Genomic DNA, 15,174 nt, shown 5'->3' on the forward strand with positions numbered 1-15,174 from the left:
TGTATGTTTGAAGCCGTTGCGCACGCTGACCAATATCTGGCTGTTATCGATATTGGCTCAAACTCTGTGCGGCTTGTGGTGTTTTCGGGTCAGCGGCGCGTACCAGACACTATTTTCAACGAAAAGATGATGTGTGGCCTCGGGGCGGAGCTAGGCAGCACAGGGAGCATGGGAAAGGCTTCTATCAAGCTGGCTATTTCCACCCTCAAGCGCTTCAAGGCGCTATGTGACCAGATGGAGGTCAAGCATATTCATGCGATTGCGACAGCTGCGGTGCGTGACGCGAAAAACGGGCCTTCTTTCGTCAGGCAAGTCAAAAAAGAATGCGGTATTGATATAACGATCATCGAAGGCACCGAGGAAGGGCGCTTGTCAGCGTCTGGTGTGCTCTCAGGTGAACCTACGGCAACAGGGTTGATGGGAGACCTCGGTGGCGGCTCGCTTGAACTTGCACAGCTTAAGGATGGACAGGTTTTTCATACAGTGAGCTTACCGATAGGCCCCTTGCGCCTGATGAGTAAATTTGGGACCAACCGCCGGGATATAAGACGTTTTCTGCGCGAAGAGTTTGCCAAGCTTGATTGGTTGGAGAACTGCTCTGGCCAGAATTTATATCTGGTTGGCGGTGCTTGGCGGAATATTGCCAAATTGATGATGCGGGAGAAATCTAACCCGCTTCCTATCCTTCATGGGTATCGTACCAGCCGGAGTGAAATGACGGACTATTGCCGAAGGCTTAGCCGCCTTCGCCCGCAGGATATTCCTTTCGGGAACTCTTTGCCTGAGGCGCGCCGCGAGGTTTTGCCTGTGGCAGCGATTATTCTCGCAGAGGTGATGGCGGCGATACGCGCGCGTTCGGCTGTAGTATCAACTTACGGGCTTAGGGAGGGCTTCATTTTTGACCGATTGTCGGATGAGGCGCGAGAGATGGACCCGTTTATCTTCACTTGTCACGTTCTGGCGGCTGAACGTTGTCGTTTCCCGGAACATTCGGAGACCATCTACGAGTGGACAAGGCCACTTTTCCAGCGACGGGTTTCTGACCCCGACCATCGTGACAAGTTGCATCATGCCATCTGCCTTTTGGGCGATATTGCATGGCGCGGACATCCAGATTTTAGGGCAGAGAAGGCGGTCGAGACTGTACTTCACGGGCACTTTGTTGGCCTGAGCCACCGGGACCGTGCCTATCTGGCCGTGGCGCTCAATCAGGCGTATGGTGCGGCGATTGATGCGCCACATGTTGCCCACATACTGCCACTCCTCAAGATCAACGAATTGATGGAAGCACGGATGATGGGGGCGGCACTGCGGCTTGCTCAGCGGCTTTCAGGCGGTGCGGTTACCGCACTTACCGTATCCCGTCTTCGTATCACCAAGGCGAAACTGTTCCTGGGCGTACCACGTTCATACAAGGACCTGACCAATGACGTGGTGCTTAAGCGGCTCACGCAGCTCTCCCAACTTATGGGACGGCGCCCGGTGATTGAGTTTCCGAGAAATATGAGCCCGCTTAGGGCTTAGTCTGCTGCTTCTTCGTCGAAGTCTTCATCGTCGGCGACGAGTTCAACAACATCAATATCGCCATCACGCGCGGTCAGGCCCAGATCGCCTTCCATCAGCTTTACCGCATCTGCGCCGAATATTTCGTACCGCCAGCCGTGCATGGCTTTGATATCTGTCGTTTCGGGTTCTGCGGCCCAGGCTTCAATCTCCTGCGAACTTGCTACCATGCGCGCCGCCACCTTTGCTTGCTGGCTTTTGATCTTGAGCAGGACCTTCAACAGATCCGCCATGGGCGGTGTCGCCGGGCGTGGTTTAGCGCGCTCAATATGAGGCAGTTCCTTGTCTGGAATGTTCATGCCCGCTTCAAGCGCTTCAAGAAGGCTTTTGCCAGCGCGTGAGCGACTAAATCCCTTGGGAATACCGCGGATACGGTCAAGTGCAGCTTCATCGCGAGGCGGGTGCGCGGCAATCTCGAACAGTGTCTCATCTTTTGCGACACGGTTTCTAGGGAGGTCGCGCTCTTGTGCCTGACGTTCACGCCAAGCTGCGAGCTCTTTCAAAAGCCCGAGGAAACGGGGTTTGTTTGTGCGGACTTTGAGGCGTTGCCAAGCATCCTCCGGCGCAATCCAGTAGAGGTTTGTATCGCGAAGCACGGCCATCTCTTCATCCACCCAAGCTTCACGACCCGTGGCTTTCAACTCCGTGCTGAGGCGGCGGTAGATTGTGCGCAGGTAGGTCACGTCACCAAGGGCGTAATTCAATTGCGTATCGGAAAGAGGGCGTTTGGACCAATCGGTATATCGTGCTGATTTATCAAGCTGTGCTTTCGTGATTTTGGTCACCAGCGTCTCATAGCCAACCGAATCACCAAAGCCGCATACCATGGCGGCAACCTGAGTATCGAACACCGGCTTGGGCAGGTCATTCATAAGGAGATAAAAAATCTCCATATCCTGACGGCAGGCGTGTAAAACCTTCAGCACTTTTTCGTTGGCAAAAAGGTCGAGCAAAGGCTTCAGGTCAAGCCCTTCAGCGAGGGGATCGATTGCATGCGCGCCTTCGTCATCCGCGACCTGAATAAGGCAAAGCTTGGGATAATAGGTATTGTCCCGCAAGAACTCTGTATCGACGGTAATGAAGTCCGCCTGTTCAAGGCGCTGGCAGAGCGTAATAAGGTCGTTGGTGTCCGTAATCGGCAACATGCAAATATCCGTTGTTGTTTGCCGCATCTAATACACAAGGAAGACGCAGCCGTCACCCTTTCTCTACATTCATGTTATCGTGGTCTTGACATTCGGCCCCATTCATGCGCTTTTCCGGGCCAAATTTGTACGTAAATTCGTACGCTCAAGACACTAAAAGACGTAGGATACCATGCACGCATATCGCTCACACACCTGTAACGAGCTTCGCCACAGCCATGTAGGCGAAACGGTCCGGCTTTCAGGCTGGGTTCACCGCAAACGGGACCATGGCGGTCTGCTGTTCATCGATCTGCGTGACAATTACGGTATCACTCAGCTTGTATTTGATACCGACAGCAAGTGTTTTGGCGAGGCTGAAGCCGTAAGGGCGGAAAGCGTTATCCGTATCGATGGCCGAGTAAAAGCCCGCACGGAAGAAACCATCAACAAAGACCTGCCAACGGGTGACGTTGAAATCTATGTTGATGACATGGAAATGTTGTCTGCTGCTGGTGATCTTCCGATGCCAGTGTTTGGCGATACAGAATACCCAGAGGATATTCGTCTGAAGTATCGCTTCCTCGATCTGCGTCGTGAGCGCCTTCACAAAAACATCCTACTGCGTTCAGGCGTTATCAACAGCCTTCGTCGCCGCATGATCGATCAAAACTTCACCGAGTTTCAGACTCCGATCCTGACAGCTTCAAGCCCTGAGGGCGCCCGTGACTTCCTCGTGCCTGCACGTCAGCACCCGGGCAAGTTCTATGCGCTACCGCAAGCGCCGCAGCAGTTTAAGCAACTGATTATGGTGTCGGGCTTTGACCGTTACTTCCAGATCGCGCCATGCTTCCGTGATGAGGATGCGCGCGCAGACCGTAGCCCGGGTGAATTCTACCAACTTGATGTTGAGATGAGCTTTGTAACGCAAGACGATGTGTTCAATGCAATTGAGCCTGTTCTTGTGGGTGTGTTCAAGGAGTTTTCAGATAAGAAAATCACTGAAGCACCGTTCCCGCGTATCGCGTATAAAGACTCAATGCTCAAGTATGGCAATGACAAGCCAGACCTTCGTAATCCGATTGAAATTCAGGACGTTACGGAAGTCTTCCGTGGTTCAGGATTCGGTATTTTCGCGAACATGATCGAGAATGGTTCGGTTGTACGTGCGATTCCAGCACCAGAGGCTGGCCTCAAGTCTCGCAAATTCTTCGATGGCATGAACGACTGGGCGAAACGCGAAGGTTTCGCGGGCCTCGGTTATATCAACATGAAGGACGGTGTCGCGGGTGGCCCGATTGCTAAAAACCTTGGTGAAGAACGCACCCAGCAGTTGATCGACCAACTCAGCCTTGGTGCTAATGACGGTGTTTTCTTTGCGTGTGACAAGGAAGCTGGTGCTGCCAAGCTTGCAGGCGTTGCCCGTACCAAGGTTGGCGAAGACCTTGAACTCATTTCTGGTGACGAGTTCAAATTCTGCTGGATCGTTGATTATCCGATGTTCGAGTATGACGAGGAAAACAAGAAGATCGACTTCTCGCACAACCCATTCTCAATGCCACAGGGCGGGATGGAAGCACTTGAAAATGAAGATCCTCTCAATATCCTCGCATACCAGTATGATATCGTCTGTAACGGTATCGAGCTGTCCTCCGGCGCTATCCGGAACCACCGTCCTGATATTATGATCAAGGCATTTGGTATCGCGGGTTATGACGAAGCGACAGTTGAGGCAGAATTTGGTGGCATGTTGAATGCGTTCAAATATGGCGCACCACCACACGGCGGCCTTGCGCCAGGCGTTGACCGTATGGTGATGCTGCTGGCTGATGAGCCAAACATCCGTGAGGTTATCTTGTTCCCGATGAACCAGAAAGCCGAAGACCTGATGATGGGTGCGCCGAGCACGGTCGAGCCCAAGCAGCTTCGAGAGCTCCACATTCGCTGCGTTGAGCCGGTGAAAAAAGAGACAGAGTAACATATGATGATGGGGCCCGCGCGGCCCCATCTTGCCATTGTTGGCAGGGTAGACCACCCAGCCCTGTGACCGCACTAAATAGTGAGACCGCCCGAATGAACGATAAAATCCTCATCCTAGATTTCGGTTCACAAGTAACGCAGTTGATCGCGCGCCGTGTGCGCGAGGCTGGTGTTTACTGTGAGATCGTCCCCTTCAATGCTGCAAGCGAGATACTTGGCAGTTTTAACCCGGCTGGCATCATTCTTGGCGGCGGACCAGCGAGTGTTACACATGCTGACACACCGCGCGCGCCTGACCGAATTTATACCATGGGTATTCCTATCCTCGGCATCTGCTATGGCCAGCAAACTATGGTAGCCCAGCTTGGTGGTAACGTCACAACATCGGACCATCAGGAATTTGGTCGTGCTTTTGTAGACATCCAAAAACCATGTGCCCTGTTTGAGGGCGTCTGGAATGTTGGTGATCGTGAGCAGGTATGGATGAGCCACGGCGACCACGTTGACCGATTGCCAAATGGTTTTGAGGTGGTTGCCACGAGTGAAGGTGCACCTTTCGCTGTCGTTGCTGATGATAATCGCAAGTTTTATGGTGTCCAGTTCCACCCTGAGGTCGTGCACACCCCTCATGGTGCTCAGCTGATTCAGAATTTTGTAAAAAATATCTGTGGTTGCAAGGGGGACTGGACAATGGCCAGTTTCCGGGAAACCAAGATCAAGGAAATTCGTGAGCAGGTTGGTGACGGCAAGGTTATCTGCGGTCTGTCTGGCGGGGTGGATAGCTCCGTGGTTGCTGTTCTTATTCACGAGGCTATCGGTGATCAACTGACCTGTGTGTATGTAGACCACGGTTTGATGCGCCAGGGCGAAAGCGATCAGGTGGTAAGCCTGTTCCGTGAGCATTACAACATCAATCTTGTGCATCGGGATGCGTCTGAGCTGTTTCTTGGTGCTTTGTCCGGCGTTACAGACCCTGAAACTAAGCGCAAAACCATTGGTAAGCTCTTTATTGACGTATTTGAAGAAGAGGCCAGAGCCGTTGGCGGCGCCGATTTCCTCGCGCAGGGAACTCTCTACCCGGACGTGATCGAATCTGTGTCCTTCATCGGTGGGCCGTCGGTAACCATCAAATCGCACCATAATGTGGGCGGTTTGCCGGAGCGCATGAACATGGCACTGGTGGAACCACTGCGCGAACTCTTTAAAGACGAAGTTCGCGAGCTTGGGCGTGAGCTCGGCTTGCATAACGATTTTGTCAGCCGTCACCCGTTCCCGGGCCCGGGTCTTGCTATTCGTATTCCGGGTGAGATCACGCGGGAAAAGGCGGATATTCTTCGCAAAGCTGACGCGATCTATCTGGAAGAAATCAGAAACGCGGGGCTTTATGACACCATCTGGCAGGCCTTTGCTGTTCTGCTGCCAGTCAAGACGGTAGGGGTAATGGGCGACGCACGTACATATGACCATGTGTGTGCCCTGCGTGCGGTTACCTCAACAGACGGCATGACGGCAGACTATTACCCGTTCCCGCATGATTTCCTAGGCCGTACAGCCACACGCATCATCAACGAAGTACGGGGAATCAATAGGGTGGTCTATGATGTAACATCCAAGCCGCCCGGAACAATTGAGTGGGAATAATCCTGTGTAGTGCTTAACTTTGCCCGATAACTAGGCTGATTTTGCCAAAAATTAGGAACTTATCTCATGCGCGTGGTATTGCTTTTGTTTGTAATGTTGATATCAACCTTTGTAGGCGCGACGGCGCAGGATATACCTATGTTTACTAAAGAAGACTTTGCAAAAATCAGGTTTCTGGAAGGTCGCTGGGTAGGCAAGGCGCCTGATGGCATTGAATTCTATGAGGAATATGCCTTCCCCTCAGATGTTGAAATGCGGTCTCTTAGGGCGACGGATAGTACATTTACCAACTTCTCAGACGGCAGCGTTGTCGCTTTTGAAGATGGATTAGTAAATTCAAAGTGGGGCGAGTTCGAGTGGCGAGCCTCTAGCATTTCCTCCGCTGCAGTGCATTTTGAACCTATTAATGCGCCTAGTTCATTCTCATGGCAGCGCCGTTCTAACGATGAAGTTGCTGTCATACAGAAGTGGACGGACGAAGGCGGCGAAGCGCAATCTTACGCTATAACCCTCAATAGGATTAAATGACCGTTCGTCTTCTACTGGACTTTTGACGGTTGAAGCCAATATGTAGGGTAGGTTAAATCCATACCGTCAGGTAGGGAGACATCTAGCATCCTGCATGGTGTTTCCAGAAAGCGAGTATCCATGTCGACCGAACCAAAAGACGTATCCGTAGACGCGCGGCCCAAGCGTCAACAAACAGCAAAAAATATCGCTACTCGCAAAGGCGGGACGCCGGTTGTTTGTTTGACGGCCTATATTACGCCGATGGCGGCTCGGCTTGATAAGCACTGCGACCTTCTTCTGGTTGGTGACAGTGTCGGAATGGTACTCTATGGGCTCGAAAGTACGCTGGCGGTTGATCTGGAGACCATGATCCGGCACGGACGGGCAGTATGCCGAGGCGCCAAGCAAGCGCTTGTGGTGATCGATATGCCATTCGGGTCCTACGAGGAATCAAAAGAACAGGCCTTCAGGAATGCGGCGCGCGTGCTCTCGGAAACGGGGGCTGGTGCCGTGAAGCTTGAGGGCGGTGTTGAAATGGCGGAAACCGTGCGGTTCCTGACCCATCGCGGCATCCCGGTTCTCGGGCATGTTGGCCTGATGCCGCAATCGGTTAACACGAATGGTGGTTATGGCGCGCGCGGGCGCTCGGTCGATGAATGGCAACCTATTATTGATGATGCAAAAGCAATCGCCGAGGCAGGTGCTTTTTCTATCGTTCTTGAGGGAGTTGCTGAGCCTTTGGCGCGCAAGGTGACCGCCGAGGTTGCCGTTCCCGTTATTGGCATTGGGGCATCGAACGCATGTGATGGGCAAATCCTCGTTACTGAAGACATGCTCGGGCTGTTCGCTATCAATCCGAAATTTGTTAAGCGTTTTGCTGAAATTGGCCACGACATTGAAGAAGCGATCGGCGCTTACGCGCGCGAGGTTCGCAGCAGAGCGTTTCCGGGTGAAGAGCATACCTATAAGATGCGGGGCGCGAACAGCTAGGCTGCCAGCCCTGATTTCCCGACACTCATCGCCGAACAGCGCTAAATATAGGCCGGATTTTTATGGCAATTGTCTATCTCGCGCCAGCCACCAATAGGCCCACAGGTGGTGTAAAGGTTCTCTACCGTCACGTTGAGCTCCTTGACCGCCAAGGTGTGAACTGTTGCGTGTTTCACCCAAGCGACCCTGGTTTTACCTGCTCATGGTTTGACCATAATGCACGGGTTAAGAAGAAACTCGGTTTTGACCGGACCCGCGATTTTTTTGTTGTTCCTGAGATGTGGGCCAACACTTCAGGAAATCAGTGTGTTGAACAACAGGCGCGTTTCGCGATCTTTGTTCAGAACGGATATCTTTTTGCCCAAGGGTTTGATCCTTCTACCTACGACAGGTTACGTAAGGTTTATGAAGCGGCAGACCTGATACTCTCCATCTCCGATGATACGACTTCTATGATCAAACTGGCGTTCCCAAGTCTTGATAGTGACAAGATTGTTCGGGTGCAGCTAAGCGTCGGTGGTGTGTTTGGCGGTATTACAATGCCGAGGAAGAAACTTATAAGTTATATGCCGCGGCGACTACCTCAACATTCGGAACTCATGAACTTCTTCATTCGAGAATATCTGCCTGCAGGTTGGGGCATCCAAGCGGTTGATGGCTTGCCCGAGGCCGGGGTCGCCGAGAAATTCTCGGAAAGCTCCATTTTCTGGTCTTTCTCGGCCATGGAAGGGGTGGGCTTGCCGCCGATTGAGGCGGCCCTCTGCGGTAATGTGGTGGTGGGATATACCGGTGAAGCTGGCAAAGAGTATTTTGAAAGCCCGGTGTTCAATGAGGTACACAACGGTGATGTAAAAAGCTTCATCCAGAAAACGCTCGAAGCGATCAAGTATATAGAGGATGGAGGTCTCAGCTCACCCGCATTTGTGGAGGGTTTGGCCAAGTTGGCCACCACTTATTCGCGGGAAAATGAGAAAGCTCGCTTGCTTGAGTTCGCGAAAAGAGTAGAAAGCCTGTTTTGATCGGACTTCGATAACCAATAAGCACATGATTGCTGGCGCCTCCACGTGCCGAAATATGACCACAATCCGGTGCTTTGGTAATTAGTGCTTTCTGGGTTTGCGTCTCAGAGAGGCTTTGGGTATTGTAGCGACCAATTCGCAGGCAGGTGCCTGCGGTTTAATGTTTTAATTGACGCCGCCTCCAGGTGTATGAGAGGCGGCTTTGTCTGGGGAGTATGGTGTGTCGGACCTGAATTCCGATCTTCTCACGCAGGAAGTCGACGATGAGGTGCGCCGCGAGCGCATGCTCAATCTTTGGAAAGCATACGGCAAATACCTTATTGGTATAGCTGTTGGTATTGTTGTGCTTGTAGCAGGTAACGAGGGATACAAAGCCTACGTTAAATCTGTTGAAAGTGCACATTCCACTGCATTTGAGGCGGCGCGTGAAGCATCACTTGAAGAAGGCGCCGATGCGCTTGCGATTTGGGAGGCTGCGCTGCCTGAGCTCGGTTCGGGCTACGGTGTGCCCGCGAGGTTGCATCTCGCGAGCGCAGCGATCGCGAAAGGTGACTATTCGCGCGCGCTCACGGCCTATGAGGCTCTTGCAGCCGATAGCGATGCAGAGCCTGCAATGCGTGATTTTGCAACCCTTCAAGCTGGTATGCTGTTAGCCGGTAAGCTGGGTGACGCGGATGCGGCCCGCAGCCAACTCTCCACCATCGCAGTTAAAGGCAAGGCCTGGTATTTTTCTGCTCAAGAACAGCTCGCGCTTCTTGATCTTCAGGATGGCGACCTAGATGCCGCGTTGAGCAAGTTCACCTTGCTGGCGGAAGACGCAGACACACCACAAAGCGTTCGCGCCCGTGCATCTCAGTTCCGTAGTTTTGTTGAAGCGCGCCAAGCAGCGTCAACTGCGGCGGTAGATACAACTGTGCCTGAAAGCGAGACAAGCACTGATGACGGTGCAGAAGAAGGAGAGGCGCAGTGAAATCGCCCACAACAATGAATGCAGCGTTTCGCAACAGCATGTTAATAGCTCTTACTGTGGCGTTGGCCGCTTGTAGCGGCAATAGTAAAAAACCGCGCAACAAGTATGATGATGAGGGCAGGGAGCGTATCCCGATCCTGAGCTCTACGCAGACCCTTAGCGCGGATAGCGCGATCTCAGGTCTTTCTATCGTGCTGCCGCGCCCGTACCGTAACGGTAACTGGGCGATTGTTGGCGGCAACGCATCGCACCGGGTTCAACACCTGGCTCTTGGCGATACACTTTCCGTTGCATGGCGCCGTAAAATCGGGCCAGGGAACGACAAATATGAGCGTATGATCTCTGGCCCGGTTGCGGCGGAGGGAAGAATATATGCGGTTGACGTTAAAGGCGGCGTAAGTGCTGTGTCGCTTGCCGACGGCCGCGAGATTTGGAAAAACAAACTCGATGACAATGATGAGCGCAGCGACGTTGGCTTTGGCGGCGGCGCAGCCTTTTCTGGTGGCAAACTCTTTGTAACTTCAGGCTTTGGTTTTCTTGTGGCGCTTGATGCTGCATCGGGGCGTGAGCTGTGGCGGTACCAAGGTGTGGTACCATTCCGGGGAGCTCCAACCGCAAGTGGTAACCGCGTTTTTGCTATTACGCATGATAACCAGATGCTGGCGTTCAATGCCAATGACGGCTCCCAAATCTGGGATCAGGTCGGTATTGCGGAGACAGCGGGCATGCTCGGGGCAGCGACACCAGCTTTCGACGGCACAGCCCTTGTTGCTGCGCTTTCGTCTGGTGAGTTGATTGCTCTTCGTGGCGCGAATGGCCGTATCCTGTGGCAGGATGCTCTTTCGTCCTCTCGTCGGCTTACGCCTCTCGCTACGCTGTCCGATATTGATGGCGAGCCGGTGATTGACCGAGGCAAAGTATATGCTGTTAGTCACGCGGGTAGCATGGTGGCAATTGATATGCGCACGGGCGAGCGGTCATGGGAAGCCGATATAGCGGGCGTGAACATGCCGTGGGTTGCTGGTGATTTCGCGTTTGTGACGACGATTGATAGTCAGGTTGTTGCGGTATCGCTTGGTGACGGCCGTGTGCGCTGGGTAAGTCAGTTGCAGCGCTTCCAGAATCAGGAAAAACGCCGCGATCTGATCAAATGGAACGGCCCAGTGCTTGCGGGCGATCGTCTTCTGGTCACCAGTTCGCACGGCTATGCGCTGAGCTTATCACCCTACACGGGCGAAGTGCTAAGCGGCGTAGAGTTGCCAGCGGGTAGCTCTGTAGCGCCAATCGTGGTAGACGGCACCTTTATCGTGCTCACAGATTCAGGTGAACTGGTTGCCTACCGTTAAGGTAACCATCACCTTTTAGGCCAAACTGAAAGAAAAAGTCATGGGCTTTACCGTTGCCATTGTTGGTCGCCCCAACGTTGGGAAGTCGACGCTGTTTAACCGTCTCGTTGGCAAAAAAATTGCCATTGTTGATGACACGCCTGGGGTAACGCGTGATCGCCGTCATGGGGAAGGTCGCATCGCGGACCTTGAGTTTGAGATAATCGATACCGCAGGGCTTGAAGAAGGCGAGGAGGGATCACTTCCGGACCGTATGCGGCGCCAAACCGAGCAGGCGCTCAAAGAAGCCGATATCGCGCTCATGCTTTATGACGCGCGCGCCGGTGTTACCAATATGGATGAGCATTTTGCCCTATGGCTGCGGCGCGGCAACAAGCCCGTGATCCTCGCGGCCAACAAATGCGAAGGCAATGCGGTTATCGACAATATCTACGAGGCATATAGCCTTGGCCTTGGAGAGCCGATCGGCCTCTCTGCCGAGCATGGTGAAGGACTGGGTGAGCTCTATGCGGCAATCGTTGCTGCATTGAAGGAGCAGGGTATTGACCCCTATGAAGGGGAAGATGAGGCTTCCGCTGACCGACCACGCGGTATCGACACCGGACCGGAAGAGGGCGACATGAACTATGAGTTCATTGACCCTGAAGACGAGACTGAGGAGATCAAACCACTTCGCCTCGCTATTGTTGGGCGTCCAAACGCGGGCAAATCCACCCTCATCAATGCGCTTGTGGGTGAAGATCGCTTGATAACAGGGCCTGAGGCAGGCCTGACGCGTGATTCCATCGCTGTTGATTGGGAATGGGACGGCTTGCCGGTTAAGCTGTTTGATACTGCGGGCCTTCGCAGGCGCTCACGAGTGACTGAGAAGCTTGAGAAGCTCTCAGTAGCCGATACGCTGCGCGCGGTGCAGTTTGCTGAAGTGGTGGTTCTTCTCCTAGATGCGGAAGTTGGCATCGAAAAGCAAGACCTCAAGATTGCGGAAAAGGTTGTTGATGAAGGCCGCGCGCTTATCATCGCACTCAATAAATGGGATGCAGTTGATGACCGGCTAGAGACCCAACGACAGCTCAAGGATGCGTTAACACGCAGCTTGCCTCAGCTTAAGGGCGTAAAAATCGTGAACTTCTCTGCGCTTACTGGCGCAGGTATTCACAAGATGATGCCTGCAGTTGCGGAAGCATATGAAATCTGGAATGCGCGCATTCCGACATCAGCCTTTAACCAGTGGCTAAGTGATACGCTTGAAAAGCACCCGGCACCGTCTGTTGCTGGTCGCCGGATCAAGATTCGTTATGGCGCACAGATCAAAACTCGCCCGCCAACCTTCCTGATGTTCTGTAACCGCCCGGATGACCTGCCGGACAGTTATAAGCGCTATCTGGAAAACGAGTTGCGCCGGGACTTTGATCTGCCGGGCGCGCCGATCCGTATTCTGCTCAAGAAGGGCAAGAACCCTTACGAGAGCAGGCGCAAAAAGAGATAGCTTCTTATCGCTTTGTTTTGACGCGGGCGGATTGCGCATTATTATCATGCGCCATGAGGCACATTTTTAAGGGACTGCTGGGGTTGGTCTTTGCGTGTACGGCAGTGCACGCGGAGGATACCCCTATTACCTTTGCGACCGACTGGAAGGCGCAGGCTGAACATGGCGGTTTTTATCAAGCACTTGCAAAGGGTTATTATGCCGAGCGGGGCCTGAAGGTCACTATTCGCCCCGGCGGCCCGCAGACAGACAATCCCCGTCTTATGGCCGCTGGTGCGCTTGAGATAGCAATTGCATCAAATAATTTTCAACCTCTCAACCTGATCGCCGCTGGTGCGGACGTGAAAGCCGTGATGACGTCTTTCCAGAAAGACCCGCAGATACTGATGATCCATCCTGATGTTCAGGCAACAAATGTTTCTGAACTGAAGGGCATGCCAGTGTTTATCTCGGATAGCGCTGTGGCGACATTCTGGCCGTGGCTTCAGGCTCGTTTTGGTTTTGAGGATGGCCAGGTTAGGAAATACACCTATTCCCTCGCGCCTTGGCTCGTTAACAAAAACACCGTGCAGGAAGGATACCTGTCGTCTGAACCTTATACGGCGGGGCAGGCAGGTGTGGTGCCCAAAGTGTTTTTGTTTGCTGATGCAGGCTATCCCGGTTATGCGGGCATGGTGATGGTGCGCGCCGATTATATGAATGAAAACCGCGCGGCCGTTCAGGCTTTTGTTGATGCCAGCATTCTCGGCTGGCAAGACTATATTTGGGGTGACCCAGGGCCGGGTAACGCTCTCATCCTCAAAGACAATGACGAAATGACCCCTGAGTTGATTGCCTATGCGATTGAAGCGATGAAGCAAAATAACATGCTTGGCGCGCGTGAGGCTGTTGGTTCCATGACAGATGCCCGCTGGAAACAGTTCTATGATGAGATGTCTTCGCTGGGCATCGTATCAAAGGGAGTAGACGTTAAAGACGCCTATACTCTCGAGTTCCTGTCCAATAAAGGCGGCGAGTGATGCTTGCGGTTGATGCCCTCAACTTTGCATATCCAGATGACCCCGCTCATGTGGTGCGCGATCTTTCATTCACATTGGAGCAGGGTGAAATTGTCTCTCTGCTCGGGCCAAGTGGTTGTGGAAAGTCTACGGTCCTGCGGTTGGTTGCTGGGCTTTTGCAACCTCAAAGCGGTGTCGTCAGCTGGCCACAGGGAGAGAAAAACCTCGCGTTTGTCTTTCAGGATGCAGCGCTCATGCCGTGGGCAACGGTGGAAGACAATATCTTACTGCCGCTAAGCCTCAACGGACAAAAGGACCATGATCTGGCGCTTCAACTCATAGAGGCGGTGGGCCTGAAGGGGCACGGTGACAAGTTTCCGCACAAGCTCTCCGGTGGTCAGCGCATGCGAGTTTCGATCGCACGAGCGCTTGTCGCCAAACCAGAGCTTCTCCTCTTGGATGAGCCCTTCGCTGCACTAGATGAAATCTTGCGTTTTCAGATGAACGAGATGCTGCTGAAACTACGCCGAAAACAAGGCTGGGGCGCTATATTTGTCACGCACAGCGTTTATGAGGCAGCTTACCTATCAGATCGTGTTTTTGTTATGAAAAACGGTAGCTTGGCCGGCGAAATTTCACCAAAACTTGATAGGCGAAAACCAAACTTCGACCAGCGGAGTTCCTCGGAATTTAGCAAGGCGGTGAGCAAGATATCCAAGCTTTTGGAGACACGGCGATGAAAAGGGTGTTGCTGCCTCTAATAGCGCTGTTGGCCATTTTGACGGTCTGGCATTTAACCGTTCAGCTTGGGGATGTGCCAAAGTTCATTCTACCTGCACCATGGGATGTGCTGGTCGCCTTGATCGATAATTTCGGTACGTTTTTCTCCGCTGCAATGGCGACATTGAAAGTCACTTTGCTCGCACTCGCAGGGGCGGCCATTAGCGGGGTTCTGCTTGCGCTGGCATTCAGCTTGAGCCGTACGCTTGAGATGACGGTTTATCCCTATGCGGTTGTGTTACAGGTTACGCCTATTGTGTCAATCGCGCCCCTTGTTTTGATCTGGGTAGGAATTGACAATGTGGAGCGCGCTTTGATCATCATCGCATGGCTTGCGGCATTCTTCCCAATTTTGGCGAATATGTCTGCAGGTCTCAGGTCAGTTGACCCTCATTTGAGCGACTTGTTCACCCTGTATGGCGCCAGGCGTTGGCAACGATTCTGGCGTCTCCTGTGGCCCACGGCGATGCCATACCTCCTCGCTAGCCTGAAGGTGAGTGGCGGTTTTGCGCTAATTGGTGCGGTCGTAGCTGAGTTCGTGGCCGGTTCTGGTGGGGCAACGGGGCTTGCGTGGCGTATTCTTGAAGCGGGTAACCGGCTGCAGGTAGAAAAGATGTTTGCAGGACTGATTCTGCTCAGCATCCTCGGGGTGTTGATATTCTATAGCTTTGTAGCGCTGGAACGGTGGATGCTTGCATATCGCCGATAGCCAGATCGCAGAGATAACTGGCGTAAAGGTGCGACAAGATGCCATCAGGTTCACAAAC

General features: G+C 53.1%; 13 protein-coding genes. 12 read left to right on the top strand and 1 reads right to left on the bottom strand.

The genetic code is table 11. The features are described from left to right. The first annotated feature begins 3 nt into the window (after positions 1-3). On the top strand, positions 4-1,524 hold the full coding sequence (locus tag ACN0XZ_RS06980; protein WP_417457015.1) for a Ppx/GppA family phosphatase: 1,521 nt from the start codon (positions 4-6) through the stop codon (positions 1,522-1,524). On the opposite strand, the gene rnd is transcribed toward ACN0XZ_RS06980, so the two are convergent. Beyond that, a complete protein-coding gene (rnd, locus tag ACN0XZ_RS06985) occupies positions 1,521-2,708 on the bottom strand; it encodes a ribonuclease D (protein ID WP_417457016.1) in 1,188 nt (395 codons plus the stop codon). The two genes, ACN0XZ_RS06980 and rnd, sit on opposite strands and share 4 nt — an antisense overlap. Positions 2,709-2,880: 172 nt before the next feature. Between rnd and aspS the strand changes: the two genes are divergently transcribed. From aspS to ACN0XZ_RS07040, 11 genes are all read left to right on the top strand, one after another. After that, positions 2,881-4,665 carry an aspartate--tRNA ligase gene (gene aspS, locus ACN0XZ_RS06990; protein WP_417457017.1) on the top strand — a complete coding sequence of 595 codons (1,785 nt, stop codon included), beginning with the start codon at positions 2,881-2,883 and terminating at the stop codon, positions 4,663-4,665. Positions 4,666-4,760: 95 nt separating this feature from the next. Further along, on the top strand, positions 4,761-6,308 hold the full coding sequence (gene guaA / locus ACN0XZ_RS06995; protein ID WP_417457018.1) for a glutamine-hydrolyzing GMP synthase: 1,548 nt from the start codon (positions 4,761-4,763) through the stop codon (positions 6,306-6,308). 66 nt (positions 6,309-6,374) lie between these two features. Then, positions 6,375-6,836 (top strand): hypothetical protein, encoded by a 462-nt coding sequence (locus tag ACN0XZ_RS07000; RefSeq protein WP_417457019.1) that lies wholly within the window; start codon positions 6,375-6,377, stop codon positions 6,834-6,836. Positions 6,837-6,956: 120 nt separating this feature from the next. Then, complete coding sequence (gene panB / locus ACN0XZ_RS07005) at positions 6,957-7,808, top strand: 3-methyl-2-oxobutanoate hydroxymethyltransferase (RefSeq protein ID WP_417457020.1); 852 nt, start codon at positions 6,957-6,959, stop codon at positions 7,806-7,808. 62 nt (positions 7,809-7,870) lie between these two features. Further along, the gene (locus tag ACN0XZ_RS07010; RefSeq protein WP_417457021.1) at positions 7,871-8,827 is read left to right on the top strand and encodes a glycosyltransferase; all 957 of its coding nucleotides are present in this window, start codon (positions 7,871-7,873) and stop codon (positions 8,825-8,827) included. Positions 8,828-9,047: 220 nt separating this feature from the next. Then, positions 9,048-9,797, top strand: a complete 750-nt coding sequence (locus tag ACN0XZ_RS07015; protein ID WP_417457022.1) for a tetratricopeptide repeat protein — start codon at positions 9,048-9,050, stop codon at positions 9,795-9,797. Continuing rightward, positions 9,794-11,143 carry a PQQ-binding-like beta-propeller repeat protein gene (locus ACN0XZ_RS07020; protein WP_417457023.1) on the top strand — a complete coding sequence of 450 codons (1,350 nt, stop codon included), beginning with the start codon at positions 9,794-9,796 and terminating at the stop codon, positions 11,141-11,143. Before ACN0XZ_RS07015 ends, ACN0XZ_RS07020 begins: the two co-directional genes overlap by 4 nt. Positions 11,144-11,183: 40 nt before the next feature. Continuing rightward, entirely contained in the window at positions 11,184-12,629 is a 1,446-nt protein-coding gene (gene der / locus ACN0XZ_RS07025; protein WP_417457024.1) for a ribosome biogenesis GTPase Der, read from the top strand. A 53-nt stretch (positions 12,630-12,682) separates the two neighbouring features. Beyond that, positions 12,683-13,648 (top strand): ABC transporter substrate-binding protein, encoded by a 966-nt coding sequence (locus ACN0XZ_RS07030; protein ID WP_417457025.1) that lies wholly within the window; start codon positions 12,683-12,685, stop codon positions 13,646-13,648. Further along, entirely contained in the window at positions 13,648-14,367 is a 720-nt protein-coding gene (locus tag ACN0XZ_RS07035) for an ABC transporter ATP-binding protein (RefSeq protein ID WP_417457026.1), read from the top strand. Before ACN0XZ_RS07030 ends, ACN0XZ_RS07035 begins: the two co-directional genes overlap by 1 nt. Then, entirely contained in the window at positions 14,364-15,116 is a 753-nt protein-coding gene (locus ACN0XZ_RS07040; RefSeq protein WP_417457027.1) for an ABC transporter permease, read from the top strand. The genes ACN0XZ_RS07035 and ACN0XZ_RS07040 overlap by 4 nt, the downstream gene beginning before the upstream one ends. The last annotated feature ends 58 nt before the right edge of the window (positions 15,117-15,174 follow it).

Origin of the sequence: Kordiimonas sp., from assembly GCF_048264555.1 — a bacterium.
Taxonomy (GTDB): domain Bacteria; phylum Pseudomonadota; class Alphaproteobacteria; order Sphingomonadales; family Kordiimonadaceae; genus Kordiimonas.